Raw genomic sequence first — 15,664 nt, forward strand, 5'->3', positions numbered from 1 at the left:
AATTTTGCGCAAAATTTAATGATGCAGCCGCGAGAAGTAATTTCCTTTTCTGAAATCCCCGTAAAAGCTTTTGAATACTGGAGTAAAACGATAATGTTTCAGGTCTTGTTTTCTATCTGTTATTTTGCCGTTTATTTAGGATTAACGTTCTTTTTATTCAGTTATTATGGAGTAATGGAACAAATACATGATCTTTCAGCATACTTTAATACAGATCAGGTTCTTGCAAGAGAAAAGTATATGGAAATTATTGCTTCCGAAAACTTCAGATATGTTACACTGTGGATAGTTGTTATTACAGCACTTCTGTTTCCTCTGAATCTGGGACTTTTTAATATTTACCGAAAAATAGATAAAGCCGAAGAAATCTCTGTTGGAGACTTATTTGTTGGCTTTGAGGGAAGCAGTTTCTTTAAATATATTGGTTATGCCTTATTCTGGGGTGGTATTTATTACATCTCTAAAATGACCTTATTCCTGGCTCCTGTTTGGGTTTTACTAACCTTGTTTGTTGGACCTTTGATGTTTTTCAATAATCTGAATATTCAGGAATCGTTAAAGTTAAGTTTTCAGGCAGTTGGTAAAAATATTGTTGGCTGCTTATTCGCATTGCTACTGGCAGTATTTGGGAGTTATATAGGAGCTGCATTATGCGGAGTAGGTATACTATTAACATTTCCGTTCTGGAATGCTGTTTTATACGCTTATTATCAAAAGATCTTTCCTGAGAGCCATTAATTTTATTTCAATTTACTCATAACTCATAATAAGTTAATATATTTGGTATAACAACAAATCTTAATTTATTATGTCTGAATTTGAAGAATTTGATAGCTCTGCAAAACAACCGCAGAGAGATTTCGGTGATATATTATCCCATGCTTTTAATCTCTATAAGGGGATTATAGGCTATGCAATTGTTGTAACCTTATTGATTATGGCTGTCTCGTATTTTCTGTCTTTTTTGACGGGCGGATGGTCTAAAATGGTTACGATGAGCCAAAGTAGCGGATATGGATATAATGCCGATGCTTATAAAGAAATGTATACTAGTGGTCCTGTTTTATGGTGGGCTGGAAGTTCTACATTATTTTTCATTTTAGTATCTCCAATCATTGTCGGGATTATTTATATGATGCATAAAAAGAATTCCGGACAGGTATTAGATTTTTCAGACCTGTTTATTGGATTCAAGCAAAATACCGTAAATATTATGCTGTATAGTCTTATTTACGTTATTGTAGCTACAATTTCTACCAATTTGTGCTACCTTCCTGCTGTATTTGTTATGCCTCTTTTCTTCCTGGGCTATCCGGTTTTATTATTTGAAAATGCAGGCGCAATAGAAGCAATATCTAGATCATTCAATATTGTAAAAGAAAATTATGGTGCTTTTCTTCTTCTGAATTTGGTTGCTTTTCTTCTGTCCGGTCTAGGAATCATTGCCTGCTGTATAGGTATTATAGTGACAGCATTTTTTTATTATGCAACTATGTATTCTGCTTATATAGCTTACAATGGAGTACCAAAACAATTGACTCATACAACATAATTCTGCATGCAGATAAAACAGGATAAACCTATTAGCGAAGTAGCAATCAAGCAGATTGCCCTTATCAGTATTATTATCATATTAGCAGGGCTTATATGTTATAATTTGTCAATGTTTATTCCCTCACTTTTGGGTGCGATTACATTGTATATTATCTCAAGGAAATACTTATTATATCTGATTGAAGAAAAAAAATGGAAACCTTCTTTGGCAGCTATAGTAATTATTGTTGCAACATTACTAATTCTGATCCTTCCTGTTTACCTCATTATAGATGTTCTTATTGACAAGCTTGGAAACGCCCAGGCTTATATGCAGAAATTCAATGTTTTTATTGATAAAATTCATGACTTTGTTTTTAAAGAAGTAGGCATTGATCTACTGAGTAAAGAAAATATCAATAAACTGAAAGATACGGCTGGTAGGCTTTCCACATCATTGCTGAATACAACATTCAATGCATTAACAGTTATTGCTTCCATGTATTTTGTTTTGTATTTTATGCTGATCTCTCCACGGAAATTCGAGCGTCTATTGGAAAGTGCAGCACCTTTCAAAAAATCCAACAATTTCTTATTGGGAGAGAAGATTCGCAAAATGGTAATTGCAAATGCTATAGGTATTCCTGTAGTTGCATTGGGACAGGGGATAGCCGGCTTTATTGGTTATATTATCTTTGGAGCACCCAGCCCGGTATTGTTATTTGCGCTTACATTTGTGACCTCTATGATTCCAATTGTAGGAGCTGCAATTGTATATGTGCCTATTTGCATATTTATGATTGCAGAAGGGCAAACCGGAGCGGGAATAGGGTTAGCAATATACTGTTTGGTTGTTGTTGGGCTTATTGATAATTTGCTGAGATTTACGCTGCTGAAAAAGCTTGAAGATATACACCCGTTAAATACTGTCTTCGGAATTATAGCAGGGATGAATATATTTGGCTTTTTAGGGCTTATTTTCGGGCCTATACTGGTTTCGGTTACAATATTGCTGATGCAGGTATATAAAGATGAGTTTTTAGGCAGAAAAAGCAGTCCGCCCGATGACGAGTTCCTCTTAGAAAAAGATGAATGATAAAATTAAAATGAACAAATGAATCCGGAAATCTTAAAAGATATTGTAACCCAAAAAATGCCGTTTGGAAAATATAAAGACAAAATTATTGCAGACCTTCCTGTAAGCTATCTGGAATGGTTTCAGCGAGAGGGGATGCCTCCGGGAAAGCTGGGAATGATGCTTTCTACAATATATGAGATAAAATTAAACGGACTTGAAGAATTGCTTGTTCCTCTTCGGAAATTTAAATGATTATACACCTTATTGTATTTAGGAGAGTAGTTTATCCTAGTTCTACATTTCGAGAAATCACATTTATTATTTTGGGTATCTGGGTGTTGATATCCATAATTCTTTGGATAAGAAAGAAATATATTCAAGGAGAGAATAATAAAAAACATGATAAAAAGGTAGAGGAACTGCTACAAAACGGAAAATCAATAATTATTGATCTGTCCGAAGCACTAGTTAAAATTATTGAAATAGAAAACGAAAATTATTATACTGATCCGTATGATCCGGCGGAGGACAGGATTGAAAAAAAATATCACAGCATTATTATTCTGAAATTTATAGTTGAGAAAAAAACATATATTCATGAAATCACAGTTCCTTTACGGGCTCTAATAATCCAGCATCAGTTCAAAGAACAGCAGAAAACAATCTTAATTTATGATTCTTATGATCCAAATCATTGTGTAGTAGATATTGGTTTTCTGGATTAACCTTTTAAAGCAGCTATTTCATCACGTAGTTTTGCGGCAGCAATAAAGTCTAAGTTTTTAGCGGCAAGTTCCATTTCTTTTTGTTTTTTGGAAATAATTTTTTCAATCTCATCGGATGAATAATTAGCCTGTACTTCGGCTACTTTCTGTAATATTTCTTTCTGAATATATTTTTGATCCGGGAAGTCTGGGTTACGTCTTACTAGGGATTCACTAATCTTTTTGTTAAGTGCCTGTGGTTCTTGACCATGTTCCTTATTGTAATTCATTTGCTTTTCACGGCGGTAGCTGGTTTCATCGATAGCGGCCTGCATACTTTTGGTGATTTTATCAGCATACATAATTGCTTTCCCGTTAAGGTTACGGGCTGCACGGCCAATTGTCTGTATTAGAGATCTTCTGGAACGTAACATACCCTCTTTATCAGCATCCAAAATTGCAACTAACGAAACTTCAGGAAGGTCTAATCCTTCTCTAAGAAGGTTGACACCTACTAAAACATCAAATAATCCGGCACGAAGATCCTGCATAATCTGTATTCTTTCCAGAGTTTCCACATCGGAGTGTATGTAGCGTGTACGGATCCCAAAGCGGGTAAAGTATTTGGTTAGCTCTTCTGCCATTTTTTTGGTTAGTGTTGTAACCAGTACACGTTCATCTTCTTCAGTTCTCTTCTGAATCTCTTCAATTAAATCATCAATCTGATTCTGGGTTGGTTTTATTTCGATAACAGGATCTAATAAACCTGTAGGGCGAATAATCTGCTCTACATATTCACCATCTGTTTTTTGCAGTTCATAATCTGCAGGAGTTGCACTTACATAGATCACCTGGTTCTGCAGCATTTCAAACTCTTCAAATTTTAATGGACGATTATCCATTGCTGCAGGAAGACGGAAACCGTGCTCTACCAAAACTTCTTTCCGACTTCTGTCACCACCATACATCGCATGAACCTGTGGTACTGTAACGTGGCTTTCATCAATTACCATCAGATAATCTTCTGGAAAATAATCTAAAAGGCAGAAAGATCTGGATCCGGCTTCTCTTCCGTCCATGTATCGGGAATAGTTTTCTATTCCGGAACAATAGCCTAATTCTTTTATCATTTCCAGGTCAAGCTCTGTTCGTTCCTCCAGTCTTTTGGCTTCATAAGGTTTTCCAATTTCCTGGAAAAAAGCGGTTTGTTTTACCAAGTCATCCTGAATTTCCTTGATTGCATTCTGCATTGTTTCAGGAGAGGTTACAAATAAGTTGGCAGGATAGATATTGATTTTATCAAAATTTGAAGTCACATTCCCGGAAACAGGATCAAAACTCTGAATTTTTTCGATCTGATCTCCAAAGAACTGAATACGGATAGCACTATCAGCATAAGCAGGATAGACATCGATAACATCTCCTTTTACCCGGAATGTTCCCCGAATAAATTCGTTTACACTTCTGGAGTATAATGAACTTACCAGTGTATGCAATAACTTGGTTCTGGATATAGGAACATCTACATCTAACGAAATTACTGATTTATGGAACTCAGTAGGGTTACCAATACCATAAATACATGAAACGGACGCAACAATCAGTACATCTCTTCTTCCGGAAAGCAATGAAGCTGTTGCAGAAAGACGCAGCTTTTCTACTTCCTCATTAATACTAAGATCTTTTTCAATATAAGTGTTGGTGGTAGGAATAAAGGCTTCTGGCTGATAGTAGTCATAGTAGCTTACAAAGTACTCTACGGCATTATCCGGAAAGAACTCTTTGAACTCCATGAAAAGCTGAGCTGCCAGTGTTTTATTATGTGCCAGTACCAGAGTAGGCTTTTGTATTTCCTGTACAACATTGGCAATCGTAAAGGTTTTACCGGAGCCAGTTACCCCGAGTAAGGTTTGGTATTTTTCACCCAATAAAAGACCTTTGGAAAGTTTGTCAATTGCCTGAGGCTGATCACCGGTTGGTTTGTATTCTGATTGTATCTGGAAATTCATGAGATAGGTATTCCTTACAAAAATACAAAATAGAGAAGAATATTACATAAGTTTCTGTAGTCTCTAAAATAGGTCTGTTTAGATATCTAAGATGCAAAAGCTCCGTTAGGTTTAGGAGCTTTTGTTGTATTAATTTTCTATAACTTTTTAGTTTCTTCAAAAGCCATGGTTATAGGAAAGCGAAAAAGAGAAGCAATATTTTGACCATTCAGTTGTGCCGGAATCCATTTTTTCTTTGCAACAATTGTTTCAATGGTTCTTTTTACTTCTGTATTGAAACTTTCATTAGGACCTATTGCAACTATATTTTTTACAGTTCCATCCTTATCGATAATATATGATGCAGTAGTTTTAATAATTCCTTTACCATCAATTTTACTATTATCAAAATTGTGGATGAAGAGATTCCGGAAGCCTTCGATACCATCTGGAAAGGCAGCTTCTTTATCTACTTTTGCATAAGCATCAGGTGATATCGGAGCTTTTGGTGGAGTAGGGGGAGCAGGTGGGGTTGCAGGAGGTACAGGAGGCACAGGTGGAGCAGGAGGAAAATCTGAATTTTTTAATTCCCCGGACTTATTGTACTTCTTGATAATTTCCGCCCGTTTTGTGGCTGTATCAGCATTAAGCTCTTTTATTTTTTTTGAAATAATCGCTTTTCGTTCCAGTTTTGTGGTATCGGACTTTGTAGAGGTTAACGCCAGAGTGGCGTCTGTAATTTGATCTAGTTTAGCCGTAAGAGAGGTTGTTACAGACTCTTTTTCTTTTGCATTCATACTTATTCCAAATGCGGTTGCGGCTATCAATAAAGTAGCGCCGGATAATTTTAAAAAGCGTACTTTGTTTTTGGATGTTTGCTTTGTCATCATAATGAAACGTTTTTTAGTGAGTAAAAAATTAAAATTACTTGCAAACTGGTTATGATATGGCGCCATTGTTTTTGATATAATCAATTTGCGGTAATGCTGTATATCTTTAGACAAACGAAGCGTATGCTCGTCTGCCAGAAATTCGTGATTAGCAGTAATAGATTGTTTAATAAGCCAGAAAAAAGGATTGAACCATGCGAATGCCAATACCAGCTGAATAAACATAACATCTAATGTATGTTTCTGAAAAAGATGAGCCTGCTCATGCTGTAATATTTCAGATTCGATGTTTTTGTGAAGAAAATCTTCTCCGGGAACAAATATATAATTGAGAAAACAATATGGAATTTGTTTATTGTCGAGTAGTATATAATGGATATTATCGACAGTTTTCTTTTTGTTTTTATAGACCCTGTGGGTAATTTGGAGTATACCAAGTATGAAACGAATAATAAAAAAAGCAGTTATTATGATATAACTATAAGTGACAATCTTATACCAGTTGAATGACGGCTGTGGTGCTTTACCAATGATAACTTCCTGAATATAGTAAAGGTTTACAGTTCGGGTAACCGGATTATTTTCTTGGGCAATGTCAATTTGTATAAACGGTATAACAAGACTAATAACGACAGCTCCTAAAAGAAAGAATCTGTTGAATACAAATAATTTATGATCTGCCAGTACCAATTTATAAATAAGCCAGCATAGGAATGAAATTCCTAAAAGCAGAATAATTTTAGAGCTATCCATCTTTTTGTTTTTTCTCTATTTCCAGATCTATCATATCACGCAGCTCTTTTAGCTGCTTTTCGCTAAGTTTTGCATTTGCAGTAAAGTAAGAAACAAACTGAGATACAGAGTTGTTGAAGAACTTTTTCATCATACTTTGCATTTCTCCACTGAAGTATTGTTCTTTTTTCACCAGAGAATAATACTGTCGCGAATTTCCAACTGTTTCGTATCCTATCAGGTTTTTGTCCTGCATACGTTTTAGTACAGTAGCTAAAGTTGTACTGGCTGGCTTAGGTTCGTCATAGGCCTCCATAATATCTTTCATGAAAGCTTTTTCTTTAGACCAAATGACCTCCATTATAAATTGCTCAGCTTCAGTTAATTTTATCTTCGACATTGTTTTTATTTTTAGTTGCTCTACAAATGTAGAATTTATTTTTAATATTCCAAATGAAAAATAAAAAAACTCATCTTTTCAGGATGAGTTTAAAATATTATGCTTCAGTAAGGTGAACAGTAAAGTGCCTTAGAATGTCGGGTTCCCAGGTGATTTTATAACCTTTTGTAATCTCATTTCTTCGTTCAAAAACATTTTTCAGAGCAGCGGCAATATAATCCATATGATTGTTGGTATATGTCTTTCTTGGAATTGCCAGCCTGAGGAGCTCCATTTTTGGATAGCGGTTTTCTCTGGTCTCTGGGTCTCTGTCGGCTAATAAGGTTCCTATTTCTACGCCGCGGATACCAGCTTCTTTATACAATTCTATAGCGAGAGTTTGTGCAGGAAACTCAGCTCTCGGGACATTTGGCAGGAAGGTAAGGGCATCTATAAAAACAGCGTGTCCTCCAATTGGTTTTTGAACAGGGATCCCATATTCAATGAGTTTATTTCCAAGATATTCAATCTGTGAAATTCTGCTTTCAAGATAGGTAAACTCTGTTGCTTCATCCAGTCCCTGAGCAAGAGCAGCCATATCACGGCCTGCCATTCCACCATAAGTAATAAAGCCTTCATAAATAATTGTAAAATTTGAAGCTTTCTGAAATACTTCATCATCATTAAGAGCAATAAAACCACCAATATTTACCAATCCGTCTTTTTTGGAAGACATGGTCATTCCATCCCCATAGGAGTACAATTCTCTTACAATTTCTTTAATGCTTTTATTGTGGTATGCTGCTTCTCTTTTCTTGATGAAATAAGCATTTTCTGCAAACCTTGCTGAGTCAAAGAATACCGGAATACCATATTGTTTGGACAATTCCCGAACGGCTTTTATGTTTTCCATAGAAACAGGTTGGCCTCCTGATGAATTACAGGTAATGGTAATAAGACAAAACGGTATTTTTTCTTTGCCATATTCCTGGTAAACCTTTTCCAGCTTATTGAGATCAATATTTCCCTTGAAAGGATAAAGATTATTAATGTCAAAAGCTTCGTCAATTGTACAGTCTACTGCATGGGCTTTACGAAGTTCAATATGGCCTTTGGTGGTATCGAAGTGTGAATTTCCCGGAATAACATTACCTTCTTTTACCAAAACAGAAAAAAGAACATTTTCTGCAGCACGCCCTTGGTGAGTTGGCAAAAGATGTTTGAATCCGGTAAGTTTATTAACGGTATTATAAAGTTGCTCAAAAGAACGGGAACCTGCATAACTTTCATCTCCAGTCATGAGGGCAGCCCATTGTTTGTCAGACATCGCTCCGGTGCCACTATCAGTTAGCAGATCAATAAAAACCTGTGAGCTTTTTAGGTTAAACAAGTTATAATGACTGTTTTTAATCCATTCCGCTCTCTCCTCAGGAGCAGATTGGTGGATTTCTTCTGTCATTTTTATACGATAAGGTTCAGCATAAGGAAGTTTCATGTTGATAATATTTAAGATTGAAAAGAATTTTAGAAATTGTAAACAAAGCCCCTCAAATACTATGGAAGGCAAAATGTTGCACTTGTAATACTTATACAAAAACAACAGACTCACAATTTTCTAAAGCATCATTCCGGTGCCTTAAATATATTTTCATCAGAATGGAAACCTGATACACCGCCACTAACGGCAAATTTCATGGCTTCTACAGAATTCATACCTTCAACTTCCCGTACATTATCGGGTTCGGTAAGGATTACCCAGCCAGAAATTGCATATGAATGGGGAAGGTAAACGGCAATTTTTCCGCTCAAACCTACAGGTGATAAATCGTGTTGCGTAAGGAAACCGATACGCCATACTTCCGGATTATTGTTGGTTTTTACCCATACAGGATTACTGAACTTCTTTTTATCGCCAACAAAAGAGCTCATTACATCCTTTAGTGAAGAGTAGATGTATTTAATCCCGGGAGTATGTTCCAGCAAATTATCCATAGCATCTACAAGGATACGGCCTAGTAGAAATTTGGTGCCAATAAAGCCGACAAGTGCGGTAACAATAATGACAGAAATAAATACAAGTCCGGGGAATCTCTCGGAAATGGACGGGATAATATTATCGATAGAGGAAACAAGATACCAGATCAGTCCAATGGTGGCACCAATAGGCCCAAGGATCACTAAGCCCTGTAGCAGCGATCTGAAGCATAAACCTATATAATAATTGATTCCTCTTTTTTCCATTAATTAGCCGTGGATGGTTTCTTTTTTTCCGTAAGACTGGATAATTTTGGACTCATATTCAAGCCATTCCTCCCAGCGTTGGTTTACTTTTTCAGGATCACCCAATTGTCTTGCGAATTTAATGAAAGTTGTGTAATGATTGGCCTCAGAAATCATTAAATCGTTATAAAAAACTTTTAGCTTTTCATCTTTTATATTTTCTGTCAGTACTTTGAAGCGCTCGCAGCTTCGTGCTTCAATCATTGCAGCAAATAACATTTTGTCTATAATAAGCTCGTCACGGGTACCCTGAACAATAAATTTAAAAAGATCATTTACATAATCGTCTTTGCGGGACCTGCCCAATGTAAAGCCTCTTTGTTTGATAATTTCATGTACCTGATTGAAGTGATCCAGCTCTTCCTGAGCAATAGCCAATAGTTCTGTTACTATTTCCGGATATTCCGGAAGCAGGGTGATAAGGGTAATGGCATTGGTTGCGGCCTTCTGCTCGCACCATGCATGGTCGGTTAATATTTCGCCGAGATTACTTTCTGCAATATTTGCCCAGCGTGGATCGGTTGGTAATTTTAGCCTGAACATGAATTATAATTTTTTACAAAATTAATGATTTGGAGGATGAAATCAGTTATATTTGATAAAATGAGTTCTATGAAAACAGTATTTTTATTAGGAGCCTTTGCAATACTTTCTTCCTGCCAGAAGAATGAAAACCTATCGGCAAAAGTACCCGCAGAAAATAATTCTGAAATTCAGGAGCGTTTTGTTGATGAAAAATCCAATACGCTGAAAGGCAGGCTTCTTGTTCCGAAGGGCTTTACCCGGGAAATAACAAATGAAAATACATGGGAACATTTTATTCAGAATCAGACATTGGGGAAATATGGTAGTCCGATACTGAAATATGACGGAACAAAAATATTGGATCAAAAACATCATGTTGGAACCCTGACTTATGATGTTGGAGAAAAAGATTTACAACAGTGTGCAGATGCTTTAATAAGACTCCGCGCTGAATATCTTTTTGGTCAAAAAAGATATAGTGAAATAGGGTTTAATTTTACCAGTGGAGATTACTTCTCGTGGAAAAGCTATGCAGAAGGGATGCGGCCGTTAATTAACGGAAATAATGTGAAATTCATAAAGAGAGCACCCGAGAATGCGTTAGGCTCTTACTCAGATTTTCGACAGTATTTAGATATTATATACAACTATGCAGGCACAATTTCACTTTCTAAAGAACTTAAAGATAGCAAGAGTAGTACAGAGCTAAACATTGGGGATTTGATTATAACTCCCGGAAGTCCCGGACATACGGTAATGATAGCTGACAAAACTTCTGATGGGAAAAATAAAAAATATGCATTGATAGAAGGATTTACTCCGGCACAGACTATTCATATTCTTTCCGTAAATGGAAATCCATGGTTTGATATCAGGCCTGGAGCCATTATTGAGACACCAAGATATACATTCCAGAATGCGGTTATAAAAAGATTTGAATAGGTTTACTTTAAGACCTTTTTCCACCCACCACTCTCTGCAAAATTTTTTATAATCTGATTTCTGTTCAATAAAAACTGCTTTAGATAGTTAGTTAAAACCAGCTTATTAAATAGCTTTCCTAAGATACCCAAAGGAGAATCAAACCTGAAAATATCAGTCATTATAGTCCCAGTATCTGTTTGTTCGAAATAATGATCGTGTTTGATGTATTTAAAAGCCCCTTTTAACATCTCATCCCGAAAATGAAAAGGTGGATCTAATGCAGTTATTTTTGATGTCAGAGTTTGTCTGATCCCAAAATGTGTTGCTTCCCATGTAACTGTTTCTCCATTGTTTATTAACCCCGAGGTGACTCCGGCAATAGCCTTTTCATGAGTTTTGACTGTAGAAATAGTATGCAGGTCAATACTTCTTGATAGGTCAAAGACTATCTGAATATCAGCATTTATATGGGTTTTTAACTCTATTACGGGCATTTAAACTCTTCTAGCAGTTAATTTTCTCAGTTTTTCCAAAATTCTCCAGCCTAAAGCATCTGCTTTTTTCAGTACTTCAGCAATAAGAATAGCCAGAATAACATTGATTACATATATCAGAACCATAAGTACTGCCCAATGGATATTATCTTTTAGCGGAACAACAATGAAGTATACCAAAGAAGAGCTGATACCTTGCGCAAAGTAGAAGAATATGGCATTCCGGCCAATATTATTGATGAAAGTATCTTTCGTAATTTTTAATCGGTTGTACAAAATAAAAACAGTAATCAGTGATAAGAAAGACCATACAATATAAGGGATCTGTGGTGGGAATTTCTGTTTGTTGATTTTATAATATATATCCGGTCCGTAGATGTAACCTATTATAATAATACTTATAGCTGCTAATACATATAAAACAGGAATGTAAGCTTTTTTTATAGTTTTTCCTTTTAACTGAAATCCAATAAGAAATACACCTAAATAATATACAACATAACCAACTTGTCCGGAAGGATAGTTGTTTGGATCAATATTGAAAATAAGAGTAAGGGCTACACAAAGAGCGATAAACCATAAAATGTGCTGCTTGAAAAAACGGAGAATTAGAACTCCTAAAATGGTAATAATATAATACACCTTAAGGTACCAGAAGCTACCCATAACCACAGGGAAGGTGTCGCAGTTGGTATAACTGTGCAGATACCAGTTGCCTAATTGAGCCCAGTCGATAGCAGCAGACGGGTTCTGAGGAATATATTTTCCTCCAAATGTGGAGTAGAAGCTTTTTAGCGTATCAATATCCCAAAAGGTAATAACGCCTACTTTGAAGATCCAGTCCGCAAAAAATAATCCAGTCACAAAGATCATATAGGTGATCTGTAGTTTCAGCAGACGGTAAAGAGTTTTCTCTATATTTCCTGAAGATGTAATTCCGCTTAAAGCAAAGAAAATAGGAACATCTATCAGAAGACTTAATACTCTGAACTCACTTGGAATATAAAATTGGCCGGACCAGAATGCAGTATGAATAAAAATAATACTAAGTGTAGCCAGCCCTTTGGCAAAGTCAATATAGAGATCTCGCTTCATGAATTTCTTTTTTCAAAAATAGAAAATAAAACAGCCGCTTAAAACTTTTTAAGCGGCCGCAGCATTATTTAACTAATTCTACGAGTTTTAGGAATTCATTCCGGTAGCCGTCCGGATCATATTTTATAGCTGATTTTCCAAGGTTTAAGATGCTTTTTGTTTCTTTATCTTTTAGATATTGAGAATCGCGTAATTTCATTCCGAACCATGCAACATCAGCAGCAAACCTGAAATCATCGGAAGTATTGCTTAGAGTAATATTTTTATTGTCAATATTTTTAATGATCTCAATACTTTTGTCTCCGTCAGGCTTTTTATATCGGAATTTTATGGTTGCCAATTCTTTTCCGAAACCGTTGCCTGTTTCCGTTTTTTTGGAATATTTCAGATTTATATTCTTTGGAGAAAATTCATCTTCTGTGCCTGCAGGTATAATTTCATAGAGAGCAGTAACTTGATGTCCTGCACCAATTTCTCCAGCATCTATAGCATCATTCACAAAGTCTTCATCTTTCAGCAATCTGTTTTCATATCCAATCAGTCTGTATGCCTGTATATTTTGTGGGTTGAATTCTATCTGGATTTTTACATCCTTGGCTATTGTATACATCGTTCCTGCAAATTCCTTTACCAGAAATTTATTAGCTTCCTGCAGGTTATCTATATATGCATAGTTTCCGTTTCCTGCTTTTGCAAGAGTTTCCAATGTGGAGTCTTTATAATTGCCCATACCATACCCCAGGCAGGTTAAGAAAACTCCGGATTTTCTTTCTTCTTCAATAAGACTTGTAAGATCTTTTCTGGAAGAAATCCCAACATTAAAATCTCCGTCAGTAGCTATTACTACTCTGTTATTTCCGTTTTTAATAAGATTTTCTCTTGCTATTTTATAAGCCAGCTGAATTCCGGCACCTCCAGCAGTACTTCCACCAGCAGAAAGCCTGTTGATAGCTTCAAGAATTTTCTTCTTATCACTTCCGGGAGTAGCCGGTAAAACAAGTCCTGCTGAACCTGCATAGGCTACCAAGGTTACTTTGTCCTCAGAGGTAAGTTTCTCTGTCATAAGAGCTAATGATTTTTTTAACAGAGGTAATTTGTTTTCCTGATCCATTGAGCCTGAAACATCTACTAAAAAAACCAGATTGGATTTGGGTGCCTTACCAAGGTCTAAATTTTTACCCTGTAAACCTATTTTCAAAAGTTTATGCTTCGGATTCCACGGTGCAACACTGTATTCTGTATTGATAGAGAAAGGGTGCTGATCTGTTGGCTGAGGATAGCTATAAGGGAAATAATTAATCATTTCTTCAATTCTTATAGCATCTTTAGGCACAGTTTGTCCATAATTAATCATTCTTCTGATATTGGAATAGGCAGCTTTGTCTACATCAATTGAAAAAGTTGAAAGAGGTGCTGTTGCAGGGTTCTCAAAACTATTTTCTGTGAATTCTGGATATTCCTCTTTTGAAACTTCAATTTTCGGTTGAGGAAGTGTAATTATTGGATTTTCTTTTTCTAATTTCCTCGCTTTACGCTTTATTTTTCTCAGTTCTCGTTTAGATAAATCTTTAGTTGTGATAATAATTACACCGTTTGCTGCTTTTGCACCATATAATGCCGCCGCTTTTTCACCTTTCAGGACATTTATAGATTCAATATTGTTGGGAGACAAGGCTTTTAGATAGTTATTATTTACAATTTCACCGTTCATTACATATAAAGGCTCGTTGGTTTGTGAGGGAGTAGATACTCCTCTAATAACAACATTGTTCATATCTGTATTAACTGGAGCCCTCTTGATTCCCATTGCAAGTAAAGAATTGCTTTCTTGTGAAACAATACTTTGCTTTTTTTGAGCTTTAAACCCAACAAGTGTAACTTCTTTAATTAAATTTCCATCAGCATTACTAAGCCTTTTAGCCTCTCTTCTTTCATCTTGCATGCGGGGCGCTTCTATATTTTTTCCGACTCCGGTATTAGCTGGTGGAGGTGATGAAGTATAGCTGGCAGAAGGACTTATTCCAATAGAGGGTGCTGCATAATAAGCTTCCGCTTTGGCAGGTTCCTGATATGCAATAATATCTTTAGGAGCATTTAGTTTCTTTTTCTCTTCTTTTATTTTTTCTACCTGACCCGTTGTAATATCGTTTTGTGCAATTGCTTGCGGTGGGGTAGGTTTCTTAACAGGAGAGTCTGCTACGTTTACAGATTCAGTCTTAGCCATTATCGGTGTTTGTCTGTCTGTAGGTTTGACAAACAGATAAGTAATTCCTGCAAACAGTATTACTGCAGCAGCGGCAAGCCATTTCCGATTGAGTAAAAACTCTTTTGTCTCTTTTTTAGCAGGCTGGTCCAGTTTGCTTTCCAGCATAGCCCATACCTTCTCTTTAGAAGAAAGGTCGTTAGATTCCGAATGGTCTAACTTTTTAAATATATCGTTAAGTGGATCTCTTGGGTTCATTTTAGTTGGTTTTTGAAAAGTAAAACTGATGTACCAATTTCTGTAGCTTGCTTTTTGCAAAGTTTAGTTGAGATTTTGAAGTTCCCTCACTTATTCCCAGTTGCTCAGCAATCTCTTTATGAGAATAGCCTTCAATAGCATACAGATTGAAAATGGTCTTGCTTCCCGTCGGAAGAGTGTCCATTAAGCGTAACAATTCTTCTTCATTATACGGGAAGTCCTGTATAACGGGATCCGGTATATTGAGTTCAAACTCATCAATAGAGATGGAGGCCAGCTCTTTTTTGCGTAGAAAACTAAGGCATTGATTAACTGTAATCCTTCTTGCCCAGGCATCAAATGCCAAAATTTCCTTTAGCTGTGGCAATTTGGAAAAGATACTGAAGAAGGCATCGGCCAAAACTTCTTCTATGTCTTCTTGAGACTTCAGGTATCTTTTGCAGACAAAATGCAACTTCGGATAGTAGGCATCATACAGCTTTCGCTGTGCAATACGATCGTTACCGATACATTGTTGTAGAATTTCCTCGTTCATTTTGGTGGTTTCTATTGATAAAGACTCTTTTTCTTTTCAAAAGGTT

Annotated in this window: 16 protein-coding genes; 6 read left to right on the forward strand and 10 right to left on the reverse strand. The window is 36.1% G+C overall.

The features are described 5' to 3' along the window. Positions 1-18: 18 nt before the first annotated feature. The 5 genes from C8J95_RS02330 (at position 19) to C8J95_RS02350 (ending at position 3,336) form a co-directional block, all read left to right on the forward strand. Positions 19-738, forward strand: a complete 720-nt coding sequence (locus tag C8J95_RS02330) for a hypothetical protein (protein ID WP_255412701.1) — start codon at positions 19-21, stop codon at positions 736-738. A 70-nt stretch (positions 739-808) separates the two neighbouring features. Further along, positions 809-1,552, forward strand: coding sequence for a hypothetical protein (locus tag C8J95_RS02335; RefSeq protein ID WP_107807447.1), 744 nt, complete (start codon positions 809-811; stop codon positions 1,550-1,552). A gap of 6 nt (positions 1,553-1,558) precedes the next feature. Next, on the forward strand, positions 1,559-2,629 hold the full coding sequence (locus C8J95_RS02340; protein WP_107807448.1) for an AI-2E family transporter: 1,071 nt from the start codon (positions 1,559-1,561) through the stop codon (positions 2,627-2,629). Positions 2,630-2,647: 18 nt separating this feature from the next. Then, on the forward strand, positions 2,648-2,863 hold the full coding sequence (locus tag C8J95_RS02345; RefSeq protein ID WP_107807449.1) for a DUF3820 family protein: 216 nt from the start codon (positions 2,648-2,650) through the stop codon (positions 2,861-2,863). Next, positions 2,860-3,336, forward strand: a complete 477-nt coding sequence (locus C8J95_RS02350; protein ID WP_107807450.1) for a hypothetical protein — start codon at positions 2,860-2,862, stop codon at positions 3,334-3,336. The genes C8J95_RS02345 and C8J95_RS02350 overlap by 4 nt, the downstream gene beginning before the upstream one ends. Here the strand turns inward: C8J95_RS02350 and uvrB are convergent. From uvrB to C8J95_RS02380, 6 genes are all read right to left on the reverse strand, one after another. Next, positions 3,333-5,324: an excinuclease ABC subunit UvrB gene (gene uvrB / locus C8J95_RS02355; protein WP_107807451.1), complete on the reverse strand. Its 1,992-nt coding sequence runs from the start codon at positions 5,322-5,324 to the stop codon at positions 3,333-3,335. The two genes, C8J95_RS02350 and uvrB, sit on opposite strands and share 4 nt — an antisense overlap. 137 nt (positions 5,325-5,461) lie before the next feature. Beyond that, positions 5,462-6,946, reverse strand: coding sequence for a M56 family metallopeptidase (locus C8J95_RS19125; protein WP_107807452.1), 1,485 nt, complete (start codon positions 6,944-6,946; stop codon positions 5,462-5,464). Beyond that, positions 6,939-7,325 carry a BlaI/MecI/CopY family transcriptional regulator gene (locus tag C8J95_RS02365; protein ID WP_107807453.1) on the reverse strand — a complete coding sequence of 129 codons (387 nt, stop codon included), beginning with the start codon at positions 7,323-7,325 and terminating at the stop codon, positions 6,939-6,941. The genes C8J95_RS19125 and C8J95_RS02365 overlap by 8 nt, the downstream gene beginning before the upstream one ends. 97 nt (positions 7,326-7,422) lie before the next feature. Further along, positions 7,423-8,799, reverse strand: a complete 1,377-nt coding sequence (locus tag C8J95_RS02370; RefSeq protein ID WP_107807454.1) for a tryptophanase — start codon at positions 8,797-8,799, stop codon at positions 7,423-7,425. Between the two features lie 128 nt (positions 8,800-8,927). Then, a complete protein-coding gene (locus C8J95_RS02375; protein WP_107807455.1) occupies positions 8,928-9,545 on the reverse strand; it encodes a DUF502 domain-containing protein in 618 nt (205 codons plus the stop codon). 3 nt (positions 9,546-9,548) lie between these two features. Continuing rightward, positions 9,549-10,127 carry a tRNA-(ms[2]io[6]A)-hydroxylase gene (locus C8J95_RS02380; protein ID WP_107807456.1) on the reverse strand — a complete coding sequence of 193 codons (579 nt, stop codon included), beginning with the start codon at positions 10,125-10,127 and terminating at the stop codon, positions 9,549-9,551. Positions 10,128-10,196: 69 nt separating this feature from the next. Here C8J95_RS02380 and C8J95_RS02385 point away from each other — a divergent pair, with 69 nt between their 5' ends. Then, positions 10,197-11,051 (forward strand): DUF4846 domain-containing protein, encoded by an 855-nt coding sequence (locus tag C8J95_RS02385; protein ID WP_255412702.1) that lies wholly within the window; start codon positions 10,197-10,199, stop codon positions 11,049-11,051. A gap of 2 nt (positions 11,052-11,053) precedes the next feature. Here C8J95_RS02385 and C8J95_RS02390 read toward each other — a convergent pair whose 3' ends face one another. From C8J95_RS02390 to C8J95_RS02405, 4 genes are all read right to left on the reverse strand, one after another. After that, entirely contained in the window at positions 11,054-11,527 is a 474-nt protein-coding gene (locus tag C8J95_RS02390) for an SRPBCC family protein (protein WP_107807458.1), read from the reverse strand. Continuing rightward, positions 11,528-12,622, reverse strand: a complete 1,095-nt coding sequence (locus C8J95_RS02395; protein ID WP_107807459.1) for an acyltransferase family protein — start codon at positions 12,620-12,622, stop codon at positions 11,528-11,530. A gap of 64 nt (positions 12,623-12,686) precedes the next feature. Further along, complete coding sequence (locus C8J95_RS02400) at positions 12,687-15,083, reverse strand: VWA domain-containing protein (protein ID WP_107807460.1); 2,397 nt, start codon at positions 15,081-15,083, stop codon at positions 12,687-12,689. A gap of 1 nt (position 15,084) precedes the next feature. After that, a complete protein-coding gene (locus C8J95_RS02405; RefSeq protein ID WP_107807461.1) occupies positions 15,085-15,618 on the reverse strand; it encodes an RNA polymerase sigma factor in 534 nt (177 codons plus the stop codon). Positions 15,619-15,664 lie beyond the last annotated feature (46 nt).

This window comes from Elizabethkingia sp. YR214, from assembly GCF_003058195.1.
Lineage (GTDB): Bacteria > Bacteroidota > Bacteroidia > Flavobacteriales > Weeksellaceae > Elizabethkingia.

Excerpts from the sequence above, each read along its gene's own strand:
- C8J95_RS02330 (WP_255412701.1), top strand. The coding sequence starts at position 19 with ATGATGCAGCCGCGAGAAGTAATTTCCTTTTCTGAAATCCCCGTAAAA.
- C8J95_RS02335 (WP_107807447.1), top strand. The coding sequence starts at position 809 with ATGTCTGAATTTGAAGAATTTGATAGCTCTGCAAAACAACCGCAGAGA.
- C8J95_RS02340 (WP_107807448.1), top strand. The coding sequence starts at position 1,559 with ATGCAGATAAAACAGGATAAACCTATTAGCGAAGTAGCAATCAAGCAG.
- C8J95_RS02345 (WP_107807449.1), top strand. The coding sequence starts at position 2,648 with ATGAATCCGGAAATCTTAAAAGATATTGTAACCCAAAAAATGCCGTTT.
- C8J95_RS02350 (WP_107807450.1), top strand. The coding sequence starts at position 2,860 with ATGATTATACACCTTATTGTATTTAGGAGAGTAGTTTATCCTAGTTCT.
- uvrB (WP_107807451.1), bottom strand. The coding sequence starts at position 5,324 with ATGAATTTCCAGATACAATCAGAATACAAACCAACCGGTGATCAGCCT.
- C8J95_RS19125 (WP_107807452.1), bottom strand. The coding sequence starts at position 6,946 with ATGGATAGCTCTAAAATTATTCTGCTTTTAGGAATTTCATTCCTATGC.
- C8J95_RS02365 (WP_107807453.1), bottom strand. The coding sequence starts at position 7,325 with ATGTCGAAGATAAAATTAACTGAAGCTGAGCAATTTATAATGGAGGTC.
- C8J95_RS02370 (WP_107807454.1), bottom strand. The coding sequence starts at position 8,799 with ATGAAACTTCCTTATGCTGAACCTTATCGTATAAAAATGACAGAAGAA.
- C8J95_RS02375 (WP_107807455.1), bottom strand. The coding sequence starts at position 9,545 with ATGGAAAAAAGAGGAATCAATTATTATATAGGTTTATGCTTCAGATCG.
- C8J95_RS02380 (WP_107807456.1), bottom strand. The coding sequence starts at position 10,127 with ATGTTCAGGCTAAAATTACCAACCGATCCACGCTGGGCAAATATTGCA.
- C8J95_RS02385 (WP_255412702.1), top strand. The coding sequence starts at position 10,197 with ATGAAAACAGTATTTTTATTAGGAGCCTTTGCAATACTTTCTTCCTGC.
- C8J95_RS02390 (WP_107807458.1), bottom strand. The coding sequence starts at position 11,527 with ATGCCCGTAATAGAGTTAAAAACCCATATAAATGCTGATATTCAGATA.
- C8J95_RS02395 (WP_107807459.1), bottom strand. The coding sequence starts at position 12,622 with ATGAAGCGAGATCTCTATATTGACTTTGCCAAAGGGCTGGCTACACTT.
- C8J95_RS02400 (WP_107807460.1), bottom strand. The coding sequence starts at position 15,083 with ATGAACCCAAGAGATCCACTTAACGATATATTTAAAAAGTTAGACCAT.
- C8J95_RS02405 (WP_107807461.1), bottom strand. The coding sequence starts at position 15,618 with ATGAACGAGGAAATTCTACAACAATGTATCGGTAACGATCGTATTGCA.